General features: G+C 63.6%; 20 protein-coding genes and 1 pseudogene. 6 read left to right on the top strand and 15 right to left on the bottom strand.

Annotated features, from left to right (window positions below; all coding sequences use genetic code 11):
• Window positions 1-203: 203 nt before the first annotated feature.
• Window positions 204-578, top strand: coding sequence for an antibiotic biosynthesis monooxygenase family protein (locus E2F48_RS14070; RefSeq protein ID WP_221411692.1), 375 nt, complete (start codon window positions 204-206; stop codon window positions 576-578).
• 81 nt (window positions 579-659) lie between these two features.
• Here the strand turns inward: E2F48_RS14070 and E2F48_RS14065 are convergent, their stop codons facing one another.
• The gene (locus tag E2F48_RS14065) at window positions 660-899 is read right to left on the bottom strand and encodes a hypothetical protein (protein ID WP_133404605.1); all 240 of its coding nucleotides are present in this window, start codon (window positions 897-899) and stop codon (window positions 660-662) included.
• A 353-nt stretch (window positions 900-1,252) separates the two neighbouring features.
• Between E2F48_RS14065 and E2F48_RS14060 the strand changes: the two genes are divergently transcribed.
• Window positions 1,253-1,618: a hypothetical protein gene (locus E2F48_RS14060; protein ID WP_133404604.1), complete on the top strand. Its 366-nt coding sequence runs from the start codon at window positions 1,253-1,255 to the stop codon at window positions 1,616-1,618.
• Between the two features lie 97 nt (window positions 1,619-1,715).
• Window positions 1,716-1,970: a hypothetical protein gene (locus E2F48_RS14055; RefSeq protein ID WP_133404603.1), complete on the top strand. Its 255-nt coding sequence runs from the start codon at window positions 1,716-1,718 to the stop codon at window positions 1,968-1,970.
• Between the two features lie 256 nt (window positions 1,971-2,226).
• On the opposite strand, the gene E2F48_RS14050 is transcribed toward E2F48_RS14055, so the two are convergent.
• From E2F48_RS14050 to E2F48_RS14040, 3 genes are read right to left on the bottom strand one after another with little or no spacing between them, the layout of a single operon-like run.
• On the bottom strand, window positions 2,227-2,622 hold the full coding sequence (locus tag E2F48_RS14050) for a RidA family protein (RefSeq protein WP_133404602.1): 396 nt from the start codon (window positions 2,620-2,622) through the stop codon (window positions 2,227-2,229).
• 32 nt (window positions 2,623-2,654) lie between these two features.
• On the bottom strand, window positions 2,655-3,359 hold the full coding sequence (locus E2F48_RS14045; protein WP_133404601.1) for an NAD(P)H-dependent oxidoreductase: 705 nt from the start codon (window positions 3,357-3,359) through the stop codon (window positions 2,655-2,657).
• 31 nt (window positions 3,360-3,390) lie between these two features.
• A complete protein-coding gene (locus E2F48_RS14040) occupies window positions 3,391-3,705 on the bottom strand; it encodes an ArsR/SmtB family transcription factor (protein ID WP_133404600.1) in 315 nt (104 codons plus the stop codon).
• Between the two features lie 913 nt (window positions 3,706-4,618).
• Between E2F48_RS14040 and E2F48_RS14035 the strand changes: the two genes are divergently transcribed.
• Window positions 4,619-5,269, top strand: a complete 651-nt coding sequence (locus E2F48_RS14035) for a GNAT family N-acetyltransferase (protein WP_165968777.1) — start codon at window positions 4,619-4,621, stop codon at window positions 5,267-5,269.
• Between the two features lie 659 nt (window positions 5,270-5,928).
• Here E2F48_RS14035 and E2F48_RS14030 read toward each other — a convergent pair.
• The 5 genes and pseudogenes from E2F48_RS14030 to E2F48_RS14010 form a co-directional block, all read right to left on the bottom strand.
• Complete coding sequence (locus E2F48_RS14030; RefSeq protein ID WP_133404598.1) at window positions 5,929-6,318, bottom strand: nuclear transport factor 2 family protein; 390 nt, start codon at window positions 6,316-6,318, stop codon at window positions 5,929-5,931.
• Window positions 6,258-6,392: pseudogene (locus E2F48_RS17805) on the bottom strand (nuclear transport factor 2 family protein); the annotation flags it as partial. The pseudogene E2F48_RS17805 and the gene E2F48_RS14030, both read right to left, overlap by 61 nt.
• Before the next feature lie 65 nt (window positions 6,393-6,457).
• Window positions 6,458-6,856: a nuclear transport factor 2 family protein gene (locus E2F48_RS14020; RefSeq protein WP_133404596.1), complete on the bottom strand. Its 399-nt coding sequence runs from the start codon at window positions 6,854-6,856 to the stop codon at window positions 6,458-6,460.
• Between the two features lie 388 nt (window positions 6,857-7,244).
• The gene (locus E2F48_RS14015) at window positions 7,245-7,415 is read right to left on the bottom strand and encodes an SDR family oxidoreductase (protein WP_133404904.1); all 171 of its coding nucleotides are present in this window, start codon (window positions 7,413-7,415) and stop codon (window positions 7,245-7,247) included.
• Window positions 7,416-7,511: 96 nt separating this feature from the next.
• Window positions 7,512-8,429 (bottom strand): SDR family NAD(P)-dependent oxidoreductase, encoded by a 918-nt coding sequence (locus E2F48_RS14010; RefSeq protein WP_133404595.1) that lies wholly within the window; start codon window positions 8,427-8,429, stop codon window positions 7,512-7,514.
• Between the two features lie 98 nt (window positions 8,430-8,527).
• On the opposite strand from E2F48_RS14010, the gene E2F48_RS14005 reads away from it, so the two are divergent.
• Window positions 8,528-9,193 (top strand): TetR/AcrR family transcriptional regulator, encoded by a 666-nt coding sequence (locus E2F48_RS14005; RefSeq protein ID WP_133404594.1) that lies wholly within the window; start codon window positions 8,528-8,530, stop codon window positions 9,191-9,193.
• Window positions 9,194-9,699: 506 nt separating this feature from the next.
• Here the strand turns inward: E2F48_RS14005 and E2F48_RS14000 are convergent.
• From E2F48_RS14000 to E2F48_RS13975, 6 genes are all read right to left on the bottom strand, one after another.
• On the bottom strand, window positions 9,700-10,599 hold the full coding sequence (locus E2F48_RS14000) for a macrolide 2'-phosphotransferase (protein WP_133404593.1): 900 nt from the start codon (window positions 10,597-10,599) through the stop codon (window positions 9,700-9,702).
• Between the two features lie 108 nt (window positions 10,600-10,707).
• Window positions 10,708-11,016 (bottom strand): DsbA family oxidoreductase, encoded by a 309-nt coding sequence (locus tag E2F48_RS17800; RefSeq protein WP_165968776.1) that lies wholly within the window; start codon window positions 11,014-11,016, stop codon window positions 10,708-10,710.
• Between the two features lie 82 nt (window positions 11,017-11,098).
• Window positions 11,099-11,365, bottom strand: coding sequence for a DsbA family oxidoreductase (locus E2F48_RS17730; protein ID WP_133404591.1), 267 nt, complete (start codon window positions 11,363-11,365; stop codon window positions 11,099-11,101).
• Between the two features lie 55 nt (window positions 11,366-11,420).
• On the bottom strand, window positions 11,421-12,113 hold the full coding sequence (locus E2F48_RS13985; RefSeq protein WP_133404590.1) for an NADPH-dependent F420 reductase: 693 nt from the start codon (window positions 12,111-12,113) through the stop codon (window positions 11,421-11,423).
• A 288-nt stretch (window positions 12,114-12,401) separates the two neighbouring features.
• Entirely contained in the window at window positions 12,402-13,607 is a 1,206-nt protein-coding gene (locus E2F48_RS13980) for an MFS transporter (protein ID WP_221411691.1), read from the bottom strand.
• A 114-nt stretch (window positions 13,608-13,721) separates the two neighbouring features.
• Complete coding sequence (locus tag E2F48_RS13975) at window positions 13,722-14,405, bottom strand: SDR family NAD(P)-dependent oxidoreductase (protein ID WP_133404589.1); 684 nt, start codon at window positions 14,403-14,405, stop codon at window positions 13,722-13,724.
• A 106-nt stretch (window positions 14,406-14,511) separates the two neighbouring features.
• Between E2F48_RS13975 and E2F48_RS13970 the strand changes: the two genes are divergently transcribed.
• A complete protein-coding gene (locus tag E2F48_RS13970) occupies window positions 14,512-15,441 on the top strand; it encodes a helix-turn-helix transcriptional regulator (RefSeq protein ID WP_425455785.1) in 930 nt (309 codons plus the stop codon).
• The last annotated feature ends 508 nt before the right edge of the window (window positions 15,442-15,949 follow it).

Here is a 15,949-nt window from a genome sequence, read left to right as displayed (position 1 = left end):
CTTGCGGTGGACCGCCCGCCCGCTGACGCCCACGCACAGTGCAATCGATCCCCAGGACGGGGCAGGCGCCGCGCCGAACGAGCATGGAACGAGGGAGCCGTCGCCAAGCATGGGCGACAAGGAACTGACGCCGACGCCATTAGATCTGCGGCGTAGTATGCGTCTATCCAAGCAATATCTGCCCGTTCAAGCCAGAGGAGACCATGATGTTGCAAATCAGCGAGATGGACGACCGGGTCACCTTGAACAGCCAACTTTCCAATGAAGTGGGGCCCGTCGTCCTCATCAACACCTTCCGGGTCGCGACAGAAGACGCCGACCAGCTGCTAGACGCCTGGGCTGCCGATGCCGCCTATCTGAAGACCAAACCGGGCTTCATCTCCACCCAGCTGCACCGAGGCATCGCCGGAAGCGGAGTGTTCCTCAACTACGCCATCTGGGAGTCGGTTGAGGCCTTCCGCAACGCCTTCGGCGATCCGCACTTCCAAGCCAAATTTGCCCAGTACCCCGACTCAACAGTTGCCTCGCCCCACCTCTTCCAAAAGGTGGCGGTGTCGGGAATCTGTGTAGACCGGTAGTCTCCAGAAACGAGGGAGAGGGCACAGTCGATCGGTGCCATCACTGAGGTCTGACAACCTCAGCTAGGTGGACTCTCCAGGCTAGGGGTTGGGCCGGCTTTTTCGCTTGCGCCGAGCGATAAGTTCGTCACGGTAGGCATCAACCTTGTGGGCTTTCCTGTTGCCGATATAGCCACCGATCACGGGGCCCAGCCCCGCTCCCAGCCCGATGAATGAGTATTCCCACCCAAAAACAAGACCGAGGACGACCGCTAGGACTACCGCTAAGCCAACAAAGAACAGAACAGATTTCCCTGTGATTGTTTTCTTGCTTGTTGACATTGCGGACCTCTTTTGTTCCATAGGGCGAGCTAACCGCTTCGTTCAGAAGGGCGAGCTAACCGCGCGTTTGAGAGGGCGCTCCCGTCATCGCGGCGGCCCATTTTCCACCCGCGTGCGAAGCACACCCTAGAGGTTTCTTTAACGCGACAGCGCATCCTAAATTCGCCACATGGGCTATTCTCCTGCTACAAACCCGGACCACCGGGGCCAGCGGGGGTTGGCGGTAGCGTCTTTTACGGGGTGGTGAGTGTGTCGCCGGATTCTGCAGGGACGGCCGTGGTCGGAGCCTGGTTCAGCTTCATGGGAATGGTAATTTCATCCTCGCTTCCCCGTGGGCGCGGCTCGCGGAGTCCATGCCGGGCGTGATGCAGCGCAGCTCACCGGATCTAGAATTCGCCAAAACCCGCTTGGTGGCGTCCGCCCTCATCGGCCTGGGCCTGTCGATTGCGTTACTGGGACTGTTTGGGGGATCCGGTATGGCGGCGCTGCGCGGAGCCATCAAGTACTGGTGGACCGGCTTGCTGATGATCGGGGCGGCGGTCGGGCTCCTCCGTGTGAAGGAATCGCTGGCGAAACCGCTGACGCGGCGCGGGTCTGCGCTGCTCTACCGCTCGCTGGAACCGGAGCAGCGCTGCCGGCTCCTGTCCCGGGTGATCTTCGGTATCGCCCTGATGCTCGCCTGGTTCGGACTCGTGATAGTTCTGGATGGCGTCACGTGAGGAGACTGAGGCGGCGGGCCCGTGAAGTGGTTACTGCGCGGGACCGTCACGTGGGATGGAGGCGTCGCAACGAATAGCGCCCGTTCGGGGGGATGCATTGGAACAGCAGATTTTCAGCTTCATCTTTGGCTTGTTCTGCTTAGGGGTGGGAGTCGTCAGCGCCCTCCTCACCCCTCGAATCAACAGGGCACGGAAGGCGCTTACGAAGTCGATCTCGCCTGATAATCCTCGACGCGGTCTGAACGCCTACGGCAAGATCACCTACACCGCCTTCACCATCATCAGCCTGGTCATGGGTGTGGTATTCATTGCTGTCAGCTTGTTCGAACTGGCCACCGGGGTTCGCAGATGAACACCACCCCACCCGCTGCAACGGGTGCCACCATCTTTCGTCACGCCTACCAAGGAGAACCAGCACATGCCCGACTATCTACCAGGACTTTTCGTGATTGATGCTGGCGGGGGCACCGAGGGCGGCGGAGCCGACGTGGCCGGTGGCTCCGGTGAGCAGGACGTGCATGATGTCCCTGTCGATTAGCAGCGCCGCAGCTGCGGTGTAGGGAGGGAGGGACGGCAGCGGGGCTGTCCCTCCCTCAGGTGCGCGGGCCTCAGGGGCGCTCGATCACGGCGGTGGCCTGTACCTCGATGCGCAGACCGGAGAGGACGAAGTCGATTCCTCCGAGAATGGCGGTCGGAGCGAAGTTCTCGTTCATCAGTTCGTGGCAGATGTCGATGAATTCGAACGCATCGCGGGCATCTGCCAGGTACACCGTCAGATTGACGATGTTGGCCAGGTTCGTGCCGGCGGCCTCGAGAGCCAGCTCGACGTTGCGGAGGGCCTGACGGGCCTGGGCACCGAACTCGGGCGAAACGATGTTGTAGTCCTTATCGACGCCGGTCTGCCCGGCGACGAACGCGAAATCGCCGGCCGTGACGCACTGCAGGTAGGCGTACTTGCGGGAGTCGCCGAGCCCAGGGACATCGATATTGCTTTTAGTGATCATGACTGTGCTCCAGTTCTTCGGTTGTCAACGTCTCAGCGGACAGCGGCCGGTTCGACCAGGAGCGTCTCGGTGACGTAGGCCCGAGCCTTGACGAGTGCCTGCTCACGCTCCTCGTCGCTGAGGCGCACAGGCTCGTGAGTGACAAAGGGCTGCACGACGTCGTACCCGACGAACTCAAACATCCCGCGGTGGACGTGGTAGAAGAAGTCATTGAGCTCGCCGTAGCCGCCGGGCGCGGAGGATGCGCCGGGCGCGAAGGATGCCTCGGCGCCTCCCGTCGTGAGAAGCATCATGGCTTTCTTGGTCGTCATGCCGCCCTCGTCAAAGATGCCGTGCTCGCCGCCGAAGATGGCGCTGAGCAGGAACACCTGGTCGATCCAGCCCTTGAGGATTGCGGGCATGGAGAACCACCACACCGGAAATGACAGCACGAGCAGGTCGGCGTCCTGCAGCTTGGCCAGGTGCGCCCCGACCGGTTCGGGGAGAGTCCCTTCAGCAAAGGCCCGCATCTGCTCGGCCTGGGGCTTGAAGTAGCCCGGGCCGTTCATGAACTGTTCGCGGCTCAGAACAGGGTTCCAACCAAGGTCGTACAGATCAATGAAGTCGACCTCGACGCCCTCCGACTTCAGCTGCTGGGCAACCGCAGAAGCCTGGGCGGACGAGAACGAGGCGGGCTCGGGGTGGGCGTGGACGATCAACGCACGCCGGATGGGGTTGCTTGAATCAGGGAAGGTCATGCCACGATCATATCGACGTTTTGCAATATGTCTATATGAGTCTGTGCTGCAGCTGCTCCACAAGCTCGTCGACCTGCGTGCCAACGCGCCGGTAGTGCGTCCACTTACCGATTCGAGTCGATTCCACGAGGCCGGCCCGCTCCAAGGAATTCATGTGAATCGAAATGGTGGACTGTGCAAGACCCGTCTTGGCCGCCAGGTGCGTCACGCACACGCCGTACTCTTCGCGGTCCGCAACGGGCGCGTACTCCGCGAAGGACTCCTCGGGTGAGCGCAACCACTCCATAATTTGGAGGCGCGTAGGGTTGCCGAGAAGTTTGAGGACCTCGACGAGCGATGAAGACATACTCCATAATCTCACCAGGTCGGAGATCGAGCGCTAGGTTCAGCGTTTCGCATCTCCTTGCCGGTGAAGCCGCCGGTGTCAGACATCAATGTCCGCCTGGTTTTGTCCAAACTCGCATGGGACTCGTGCTCGGATTCAGGCACCGGCGTGTCCTTGATGGGTGACAACCCATTGCAAGCTGGCGAAAGTTCCGGCCACGAGCTCAAGGTAGCTCAGCTCCGGATCTTCTTCCGGCAATGCTCTGTAATCAAGCGCGGGCAGCAGTTGCGCCTTCCGGCGCTATTTCACCCTCGTAAACGAAGGAAGACACTATGACTACCCAGCCCTATCAGACCCTCACCGGTGGCTCACCACAGTAAAGGATCCTTACCGCGACGCTTTCTCGGGCGGCCTCAACGCGAAAAAGTCATCCTGTGCGACAGAACTGCATGGCAGTACCGCAACGGCGTCACCCCCATCCGGGCCGCAACGGATTCTGATTGTTGCGGTGTGAGCTCTACAACCATTTCCCTCCAACATCCACCCGAGCCACACTCAGTGGTCACTTCCCCTACGGTGCTTGGAGAGGGAACAGGGGGAAAGCCGGGTCGGATGGAACGGTGCCCTCATCAATCTGGCCCCAGAACAATCCGCCGGCCCAGACTACTGAGAGCTGCTGTCATGGAAAGGGCCGCCAGATAGCTCGCCGCCGCCCGCGGCCATGACCCGTCTGCAATCAGTAGCAGGACGATCGGCTGAACATGGGCGACCGCGAAGACCAGGCGGGAGCGAAGTGGTGACTGCGCATACTTCTCCCGCGTGCCGCGTATCTGGAATGCAACCAGACCGCCAAAATGAAGCCAGGGCACCATTCATCCGGGGCACCCTCAGCAACTATCAGCAAAACCAACCGTCATGCAGAAAGAACGATGGAATGACCATATACACGAGCTCCCGATCAGGGTCCACTCCTGTCCATTTCGAAACACCTCGTCTTCGCGTCCGCCCGTTTGTCGCGGCGGACGCTGGGGCCTTCACCGCCTATCGAGTCCATCCCGACGTCGAGCGGTACCAAAGCTGGAGCAACTACACCATCGAACAGGGCCGAGCCCTCATCGACTCAATGCACGACGCCCGGCCGGGCGTACCGGGGCAGTGGTACCAGTTCGCCCTCGAGGAGCGCGAGGGCGGCGCCCTCATTGGCGACCTCGCATTGAAGGTGGATGACGCCGAACCGAGCATGGCCGAATTGGGGTTTACCCTCGCGCCCGAGTATTGGGGGAACGGCTATGGCCTGGAGGCAGTTCAGGGATTGCTCGGCTACGCCTTTGGGACACTGCACCTCCGCCGCCTCACCGCGGTCACCGACGCCCTTAACTATTCCGCGGCCCTGCTTCTTGACCGGGTGGGAATGCGGAGGGAGGCGTATTTCCACGAGAACATCTTCTTCGAAGGAGCATGGGGAAGCGAGTGTGCTTTCGCGATACTGGACCGGGAATGGGCAGCCGGGTGCGGGGTCCAACTGGATCCGCTGATGACCCGATCAGGGCTTGTGACCGGGAAGAAGCCCCGGCCCCAAGGTTGACTTCATTCGAGATCAGTCGCAGGTTACCGCAGCTTGCGCCAATCTCGAGCGAAACATCGGGATAGTGCGATGGGAGCTGCAGCGGGCGGATGCGCCCGCACTCCTGGCCTTCGCCCGGCACCGGGCCGAGGGCAAAAGGGCAAGAGACGCTAATCGCCAAGCCCCATACTCGGCGAACCAGGTCTGCTCGAGGCGAAACGGCTTTCCGAGTGTCGGTCCGTTCATCAGTGCCTCCTCATCCCAACAACTCAACACGCTGCTGGCCCTCCGGGCTACCAAGGTTCAAACAGCCGTCGACCAGCCTCACACCTCATCTAAGCCGTTACCCCCCCGTCCCGTAAATGCATAACTCACCTGCGTCGGCCCTCCCATATGGAGTGGCGGCCAGGGTGGCAAAGCCAGCCCTGGGATAGGGCGTAGGACCCCACGAGAGCAACAGCTCTGACCCTGTCTTCCTGCTTCGCCCAGGCGGCAACGTCGCTGAGGATCTGCTGGACAGCCCGCCGGCGGCCTTTCAGTCTTGGCGTCATGACAGGGATGCTGCGCGCCGCGACAGCACCGTGAAGGGATCCTCCACGGACGCTTCCTCGGGCGGGTCCGATCCGGCAGTGTGGCGACGCTGCTGGACTTGGGTGAGTACGCCTTGGTGGGACCGGGAGTCACTGCCGGGTCGGATCGCCCGGCCGGTCCTGCGGGGTGGGCTCGAGCAGGAGCCGGGTCAGCCGCAGATCGGTGATGACCCAGCGTCCGCCCACCCGGGCGTACTTCTCTTGGTAGTGCCCGTATCCCTGAAGAACTGACAGCGGAGCGCCCGGAGGGAAGGACAGGCGGTCGGCAACGGCCCATATACCGGAGGCCGAGTCCTCGGTCAGAACGGTGATTTCCGGGGCATGGACCTGGTGGACCGTGCGCAGGGGCCCCATGAGGTCCTTGAGCCCGCTGACAAATTCCTTGCTGTTCGAGAAGCGTTGCGCATCGTCTGCTCCGCCGGGCCGCCGGCAATCTCGATATGGGCGTCCGGAGCGAACAGTTCCTCGAGATCGGTCCACGCTTTCTCGTCGACGAGCCGGCAGTACCTGGCTTTGAGCTGGTGGATCTCCTCGATGGTGAGCAGCCGGGCCACGGGATCATCGTCGGACACGGTACGGGCCTCCCTTCATCCTGTGGACGGGTTGCCCGCAGATCGGCTCATTCCTTGAAGGCCTGGTCTACGGCGAACGTGTCCTCGTAGAGGTGCAGCCGTGTGATCTTGCCGTCGGAGACGGTCAGGCGCATCGCGACGTCGGTGTCGAAGCGTTTTCCGGTCGGTGCTGCCATATGGGAGAAGTGGGCCAGGAGCACCACGTCGTCTCCGTCTACGAGGATGGTGTCGAAGTCCACGATGCTTTTTCCGGGCTCGAGGCCGGCCCAGAGCGTCCGGAAGTACTCGGGCACATCGGACTTCTGTGATCTCGTCCCGGTCCATGGAAGCTTCTCGTTGAGTGGTACGCGCCAGTCGATCGACTCGGTGAACAGGTCGCCGAGGCCCTCCGCGTCGCCGGCTCCGAGCCGCTGCACGAACTGTTCCGCCACGTCCTTGGTCGCCATGGTGATTCCTCTCTCAATCCGGATCGGTGAGCCCACGCCCAGCGTACGGGCCATCATCGAGCGAACGCATGAGTTGGTCCAAGGTTCCGGGGAAGTTACGGCAGTGCGGGCCCGTGCGTGAGAACGCTTCGTGTGCGCGGAATCCTGCGACGCCCGATTGGCCCGGCTCAAGTTCAGTCTCTGCGTCTGGGAGCAGGCCGCCCGATGGACGTGAACCGGATGTCTGTTGGAGGTCGATGGCTGGGTCCGTGGGGGCCTGAGCACAGCGAAGCCCTTCCCGACGGTTGATGGGCGGCGGGAAGGGGCTGCTGAGAGTGAACCGCACTGTGGGTGGGGGGTGCTGTGGTGGGCCGCACTGTGGGTGGGGGGTGCTGTGGTGGGAGCCGGCTCAGTGGAAGTTGGCTCCACCATTGACCAGGATGGACTGGCCGTTGATGTAGATGCCGTCGTCGGACATCAGGAACGCGATGACCGAGGCGATGTCCTCGGGCTCGCCCCGGCGGGGGGAGCGGTCGGTTTCCAGGATGCCCTGGCGCCATTCCTCCGTGGTGGCCTTCAGTGCGCCCCGTGAGGACCACGCCGGGGGAGACGAGGAGCGATAAAGCTATGTCGATGCATCCGATTTTGTTGCCACAGCAATAGTTCAGGTGGAGTGTCAGTTGGGCGAATGTGCAGGCAGGGGAAATGTCACTCCAGTGAGTTCCTCGGAGACGGTCCAGAGGCGCTGCTGGGTGAGCTGGTCATGGGACTCGGTGCTGGAGGTGACCAGCTTCGGATATCCGCGCACCTCACCGCGGCCGCTGGGACCGTAGTACTGGCCGCCGATGACGGTGGGATCGGTGGCGGCACGGAGGGTAGGCAGGGCGCCCATCGCAGCCTTCTGGGTGATCAGCGGTGCGAGCCAGGTCAGAGGCACCCGAAGCACTGCAGGTGAGTTACGCATCAGTTCGGTATTGGATACACCGGGGTGCGCGGCCACCGCGACCGTGGTGCCATGCGGCGCGAGCCGACGCTGCAGTTCGTAGGTGAACATCAAGTTGGCGAGCTTGGCCTGGCCGTAAGCCCCAATGCGGTTGTAGGAATGCTCCCACTGCAAGTCGTCGAAGTGGATAGCGGCCCGGATGCGGTGCCCGACGCTGCTGACCGTCACGATGCGGGAGCCGGGGACGGGAAGAAGCTGCTTCATCAGCAGGCCGGTGAGTGCGAAGTGGCCGAGGTGATTGGTGCCGAACTGTAGCTCGAAGCCATCGGCCGTGGTCTGCTTCGGGGTGTACATCACGCCGGCATTGTTGATGAGAAGGTCGATACGCGGGTGGTTGGCCCGCAGGTCGGCCGCAGCGGACCGGATAGATTCCAGAGAGGTCAGGTCGAGCGCCTGGACGGTGACGTCGCCGGCGATGCGGGCAGCCGCCTGCCTGCCCTTTGCGGTATCGCGCACCGCCAAGACCACCGCTGCGCCGCGCTCCGCGAGCATTCGGGCGGTTTCGAAGCCCAGCCCAGTGTTGGCTCCGGTCACGACAGCCACGCGGCCGCGCTGATCGGGAATATGTTGCTCGGTCCATGTGGCGCTCATGATGCTCCTAAGAAACTGTCGGTCTGTTATGGGCAATAACGTAAGGGACCGGCGGTCTGATGTCAAGGGACCGACGGTCTTTAAGTTAGGCTGACAGCATGACGTTCCAGCGGGCCCGAAACGAAGAGCAACGGGAGATGCGCCGCCGGGCGATCTTGGACACCGCGGCGGCGATGCTCGACGAGATGCCCGTGGCCGAGATGAGCCTCAATGAGCTCAGCCGGCGGGTAGGCCTGGCCAAGTCCAACGTCCTGCGGTACTTCGAGTCGCGCGAGGCAGTGCTGCTTGAACTGCTTGATGACTTCCTGGAAGGCTGGCTTGTCGACCTGACGGAAGAGCTGGCTGCGGGGCTCGACGCGCAAGCGGCACCGGAAGTACGAGCGGGCCAGCTGGCCGACATCCTCAGTCGCTCCTTGGCGGATCGGGTAGTGCTGTGCGACCTCTTCGGTGCGCAGGGAGGTGTCCTGGAGCACAACGTGTCGGTCGAGGTGGTCAAGCGGCATAAGCGGTCCTCCCTCGCGAAGCTCGCGACCATGTCCGAGCTCCTGCGCGCACACGTACCCGAGCTCGGTGACGGCGCACAACTGTTCTGCCTGATGTCTCTCGTCACGGCGGGCGCCCTGTCGTCCTACGTCCCTCCGCCGCCGAGCCTTCTCGCCGCCTATGCGGAGGATCCTTCACTCGGCGTGCTTCACCTGAACCTGCGGGATGCCCTGCAGGATGCCTTCATCGCGACGCTCGTAGGTGTGCTGCCGCGCCCCTGAACCTCCCGATACAGCGTGGGAAAAATAGTGGGTGACGCTGCCTTGATCACGGCAATAGTCGGTGCACCGTTGCTTGAGTGTGGCGGCGCATGCTGCAGCGTTTTACGCAGGAGCGCTCAGGGTGGCCAGGAGTCAAGCACGCTCGGGGCGGTCCCATATGGAAAAGGGCGACCCCTCGGCTGACTGTCTGGCCGCATACGGCCACGTCAGGTTCGACGATTGGAACATCTTCGACCGCCCCATCGCGCCCCGTCTTCAATTTCCCGGAACGTTCCTAAAGCGAAACGTTCACCTGGATGCCCGTCCGGTACGCCGGGGAGGTTTGGTCGTACTGGCGACTCACAGATTGTCAGGCGGTGGTGGTTAATGGCAGCACAACGACGCTCATCTGAGCCCGCCGTGCTCGGCAGTATACGGACGGGCCCCTGTCGGGAGCTAGAGAACCAGCTGGGCGGGGCCGACTCACGGGCCCACGAATCCCCCAGGAACAGCGACGGTGCCGGAGGTCAGGCTTCCGGGTGGAGCATGGCGGCGGCTGTGGCCCGGTCGGCCTCAGCGCCGGTGGTCAGCGCATAAAGCGCATACCCGATCGGGGAGGCCTCCCACAGGTGCCGGGCCTGGGCGGCCAGGCCCGGGTATACGTGCCCACCGGCCTGCTCGTACGCGGCGAGGGTGGCCTGCAACATTTCCTCCCCACCGGCGCCGTACTGGGCGGCTAGGTCACGGGCAGGGTCGTCCACGCGGGCCGTCGTCCAGTCCAGGACGCCGGTGATCGTGCCATGTTCGTCGAACAGGATGTGGGCGGGGTAAATCTCCCCGTGGGTCATCACGGTCGCCTTTGGCCAGCAGGTGTCGTCCTCGAGCCAGCTCTGCCACGCCTCGGACAAAGCCGGGGCGACGGTGAACGCCACGCTCACCCGGGCGAGGTCGTCCAGCCATGCCTGGCGGACTTGCTTGGGCGATCGAACCTCGACGCCCGCTGCCTCCGCCTGCGCCGCACCCGGAGAGTGCAGGCGTGCCAGCAGGGATCCCAGACGGGCGGCGTAGTCCGGGCTGACCGGATCCATGTGCCAAAGGGGCTCTCCGGTCTCGGACAGGGTCAGGCCCGGGGCACCGGGCAGAGCCGGGTAAGCTATCAACTCCGGGGCGCGGACCTGCCAATCCGGAACCGCCACCCCGTAGGCCGCGAGGACCGGGGCCACGAAGTCGAGAATGCGGGCCTCGGCGGCCATGCCCTCGGACACGTCCGTGCGGCGCGGAATCCGCAGCACCCAGTGGCGCCCGGTCTCGTCATAGGCCATGACGACGCGGTAGTCCAGCCCCGCCTCGTTCACGGTCGCGCCCTCGGCGGACACGTGCAGGTCGTGGGAAGCGGCTAGGGCGATGACCTCATCAAGCGTGCTCATGGGACTACACTCTCACCTGCACGCACACAGCCTCCAACGGGTTCCCAGGGCTCCGCCCCGCCCACCGACCTGTCCGCGAAGTTGAATCCGCTCTGGAGAAGCACGAAGTCACCGAAGTTGCGCGCAAGAGGAGCACCTGAAGCGAAGTCCTGGTCGTCCGTTCTTCTTCCTTGGTAGTCCATTCAGGATTAAGTAATTACGCACCGCCTCGAGGTGCTCTTCCGCCTGCAGGGCACGCACGGCGTCGTCACGATCGAGTCCAATCCCCTCGGCGATCTGCCCAAGCTGTTCAAGATCGGAGGCGTTGCGGCCGTGAGTGAAGTATGCGGCGAAGACTGCTTCCTCCGCTTCCAGCTGCTTTCCGTGTGCCTTGCTGTAGTGGATGAGCTGGTGGACGCGTGAGGTATTCGTGAGCAAGGCGGTGTTGAAGTTCCAATCGGGGCCAAGACCCCGCCCCGCTCGGTGACTTCCTCCAGCAGGGTCGCAGCCTGGACTGGGGTCATGAGCCTGTTGGCGACGTTGAAGTCCAGAACGGATCGGGTCTGACCGGGGGCAGCTCGGGTGCGAGTTCGAAGCTGTGAAACTCCACTTCAATCGAACGGTTTTCCGTGGGCACGGCGCTGGTGAAGGCCTGCCCCGCTTCTTCCAGGCGCCTTTTGCCCATGTAGCACCAGGGGCACATGATGTCGGCCCACACGTCAATCTTCATGCTGTGCGCGCTGCCCTGTTGAGGGGAGGTGCTGGGCGTGATGCCTGCTGAGCTCATGATTGCTTGTTCTCCTGATCGTCGGGGAGGGAGTATGTGGGATGGGCTGCCCGGATCAGCCGCCGAGGCGGCGCGCGAGCTGCAGGTTGCGGATAAGCTCCTCCCTGCTCTGGCCGTCGACGTGGTGTCGCCACATCGGAGTGCCCGGGGCACTGCGCCACGATTCCTTCAACGGACTGTTCTCGACGGCATCGAAGCCAAGGTCGTTGTAGAAGCGCGTAACGAAATCGACGGCCTCGGGGTAGTCACTGGAGACAACCAGGGCTTTCCGATCCGCAGCACCGGCGGGTCTGGCCAGACGGATCAGAGCAGGCTGGGTGTCGCTGGGGACGCGCATCTGGGCCCGTGCGTGGAACTGGACGTGGGTGAACGCCTTGACGATTTTCGAGGCTGGAAGCTGCTCCTGGCGCAGCTCGTGGATGGTCTTCAGGCCGGAGTCGACTTCGAGGAAGTGGCCGTCGCGCCAGGTCATGTAGTTGTTGTTATCGATGACGATCTTCCCGGCGAGCTCTTCGGCCGGCAGGAGGTCGTCCGGGGAGTAGGGGAAGCCCAGGAAGGCGACATCCGCTGCGGCTGCCGCGTCGGTCGCATATGCGGCGGAAGCAAGTGGGCCGAGCTCGCGAACCAGTCCTGTCAGGGTTTCGGGGTTACGTGAGTTGGCGATGACGACGGTGTAACCTGCCGCCACTGAAGCACGAGCGAGTGTGCTGCCGGCCTGACCAGCACCGAGTATGCCGATGGTTGTCATGAAAGTTCTCCTTAGGGCAGGCGTGGCGCGGGCGCGCGGGCCTGATGAAGGTGGGTTGTGAGTTGTGCTGCTGCGGCAGACGCACCCGGTACGGCCTGGGCGGCACCTTGCCATGAGTTCTGTCGGTCAGCGCTCTGATGCGCCCGGCAGGACCACCGCCGGCTGTCATTCCCGAATTCCGGGCGTGGTTGTCGCCGCAAGGACAACCGCGTCTGCGCACTCAGGGGGGGTACGGGTCTGTGACCGTCCGGTGGCGGCTCGTGTGTCGAGCCGCCACCGGACGAGGGTTTAGTTGCTTACAAGAGTGGGGATGTCGTGCGCCCGCCGGCGAAGGCTGGTTAGGACCAGTCCGCCGAGGATGGCGAGGACACCACCAATGATGAGGGTTGCGCTGGCCGATACGTTATCGACCAGCACACCCCCGACGATTGCGCCGACCGCGATCGCGATATTGCAGACGGTGACGATGAGGCCGCCGATCTGTTCCAGTCGCGCAGGTTCGGTGCGGGCTCCCCAGCTCAGGACGGTCGTCGGGACGCCGCCAAAGCCGAAGCCCCATAGGGCAACGGCGATGAACAGACCGGCGGTCGATCCGCTGGTCAGAAGCATGGTCAGCATGCCGGCGGCCACGAGGAGGGGGAACAGGAAAATCGCGGCGCGGAGGGACCGGTCGACGATTGGCCCGCTCAAGGCGGTGCCAAGGACATTGGCGATGCCGAAAACGAGGAGCATGACAGCCAGGCCACCGGCGTCGATATTTGAAACGCTTTCTGCCGCCGGACGGATATAGGTAAAGCCGCTGAAATGGCCGCCGAAGATCAGAAGGACGGCACTGAGACCGGCGATGACGATGCCCGACCGCAGTGTGGCTCCAAGAGCGCGCAGGCCGCTGACGGCCGTTGGTCTGACGTGCGGCAGGGTGGTCGTCTGCGCGATGAGCGCGACGAGCCCGACGCCGGCGCCAAGGAAGAACACTCCGCGCCACCCCCAGACTTCTCCCAGCCATGCGCCAAGAGGAACAGCGACGACGGTCGCGACGGACACGCCTGCATTGATGATGGTCAGGGCGCGGCCGAGGTGGTCGCCGGGGACCAGCTTGGCCGCCATCGCGGTGGCCATGGCCCAGAAACCGCCCAGTGCAACGCCGAGGAGGACCCGCGCCAGAAGCAGCACGGGAAGACTGGGTGCCAGGGCCACGATGACGTTGGACAGGATGGCCAGAGCGGTGAGGCCAATCATGACGAAGCGGCGGTCCATCCGTGGGAGCACCACGGCGATGAGCAGCGCGGCGAACGCGCCGGCGATGGCGGTCACGGTGACGCTCTGACCCGCGGCACCGATTGATACCTTCAGGTCGTCGGCGATACGCGGGAGCAGGCTCGCCGGAAGGAATTCGGACATGACGATGGCGAAAATTCCGATGCCGAGCGAGATGACGCCTCCCCAGGAGGCAGGTCTGTGGTGTGTGGATTCTTGTGTGGTTGTGCTGGTCAAGATCTAATCTCTCTGGTCCGGAAGGTGTGTGCGGTTGAGAACAGTCGGAACCGATGACAGGACAAAATACTGAGGTGAGCGCGGGGTGCTCACCTCAGTACCGCGGGCCGGCTACTACCAGGGAATGTTGCCGTTCTCGTCCTGCAGTGTGCCGGTGGGGCCGTCCGCACCGAGGGTTGCGAGGCGGACCACGATGCGGGCGGACTTGTCCGCTGGCCGGCCCACTCCGAAGGCTGCTGTCATGTCGGTGGCGGTCGTGCCGGGTTCGACCGCGTTGAACTTGATGCCTGGCTGGGACTTGGCGTACTGCACGGTGAGCATGGTCGCCGCAGCTTTGGACGCCGAGTAGAGCGCCAGAGGCAGATTGAATTCGGGCCGCTCGGGGTTGGTCACGGCCCAGAACGATCCGGCGCTGCTCGAGACGGTGACAACATTTGGATTGTCCGACTTCCGGAGCAGAGGGAGCGCGGCCTCCGTGACACGGACCATGCCGACGGCATTCGTGTCAAAGGCGTGAAGGGCGGTGGGTCCGTCCAGATCCGTGGGCAGAACCCCGGCATTGTGGATCAGGACGTCAAGTTGGCCTTCGCGCGCCTCAATCGTCGCGAGAGCGTCCCGGACCGAAGAATCATCGGTGACGTCAAGCTGGACAAAGCGCGCACCGAGGACCTCGGCCGCCTCCTGGCCCCGCTCCGTATCGCGTGCGCCGATGTAGACGACGTGCCCGAGGTCCACAAGCTGCCGAGCGGTCTCGAAGCCGATGCCTTTGTTGGCCCCTGTGATCAAGGAGATTGTCATGATGTCCTATCGAAATAGATTGCGTGAATGGGTCGTTGACGACGGTATGCGGACACACTCATCCCAACCAGAGCCCTCCCGAGACCGGGGTGTGGCAGGACCCCCCTTGATCCCATCCCGCAGCGAAGCCGAACCGGGAGCTCGAACAACTTCAGGATCAGGGGCCGGGACCGACGGCCCCGCCAACGCGCTCGGGGCCTACCTGCGAGCCCGGAGGGAAATGATCAGCCCCGCCCAGGCAGGCATCCCCGCCGTAGGTGTCCGTCGTGTCCCCGGCCTCCGGCGCGAGGAGGTTGCCATGCTCGCCGGTATCAGTGCCGATTACTATCTGCGCCTCGAACGCGGCCGCGACCGCCACCCGTCGCTGCAGGTACTGGAAGCAATAGCCCGGGTCCTGCAATTGGATGACGACCACTTCACGCACCTGCTGTCCCTGGTAGCCGAAGTTCCGCGCCAGCGTCAGCGCCGCCCGCGCAGGGAGATCGTCCCGCCCGGGGCGTTGAAGCTCCTTGAGTCGCTGAATCAGCCGGCTTTCATCGAGGGGCGCTACTTCGACATCCTCGCATCCAACACGCTCGCCAGAGCGCTCTCGCCACGACTGGATACCGGGAGGAATCAGCTCCTGGACATGTTCCTGGACCCGGCGGAGCAGGCACTGCAGCCGCAGTGGAAGGACGTCGCGGAGTGCCTCATCGCCAATCTCCGTCAGTCTGTGGGAACCGACATCGACAACCCCAGGTTCGTCGAGCTTGTCGGTGAGCTTTCCCTGGCAAGCCCCCTCTTCGCACAGCTCTGGGCCCGATATGAGGTGCGCGGACAAAAGGGGACCATGCTCCGCTTCAACCACCCACAGGTCGGCGAACTGCTTCTCAATCGCGAAAGGCTGAGCATCGGCGGTGCCGACGGTCTCATGCTTGTCGTGTACCACCCGGATGCCGCTTCCCAGGACGCAGACAAGCTCTCTCTGCTCGCTTCCGCAGGACTACCAGTCACCTCCGGGCCGCAGCCTTCCCACGCGACTCCTTCGACCAACTGACCACCCTTCTGCCGGAGGCGCGCGAGTATGACGGGATTTCCACGATCATGGCGCCAAAGGGTCGCTCGGCTGTCTGGGGGCGCACAGCCCGGTATCCAACCCTAACGGGAGCCCGCAACGCCCGGCGGCCACCGGGCAGGCACCGGATGAGCGCGGGTGCGGTTCGCGTCGATTGGGCTCCTGTTGGGGCAGCATCCGGTGCGGGCAGAAATCGAGACCCGCTTCAAGGTGCGCCGCAGAACCGGTGGAAAGAAGGATCGTCACGCCTCCTTCGATGGCGGCGATGACCGCTGTCGCCGTGAGTTGCGGATCCGAATGATGATCATGATCCGCAGGGTGCCAGTAGGCGCCGGAGCTCAATCGACGGCCGCGATAAGCCCCGGGCTGGGGGGACTCGCGCGCCCAGACGATGCAGGGTACGCCGATTCAGGAAGGACACTGGCGGGGAGAAGTTTGGGGGGGGGGGGGGGGGGGGGGGGAAATTTATCTACTTTTGGGTAAATTTTTT

The organism is Arthrobacter crusticola, from assembly GCF_004357995.1.
Lineage (GTDB): Bacteria > Actinomycetota > Actinomycetes > Actinomycetales > Micrococcaceae > Arthrobacter_D > Arthrobacter_D crusticola.
The sequence above is the reverse complement of the archived record's forward strand: the minus strand, read 5'-3'. Positions and strand labels throughout refer to the sequence as shown.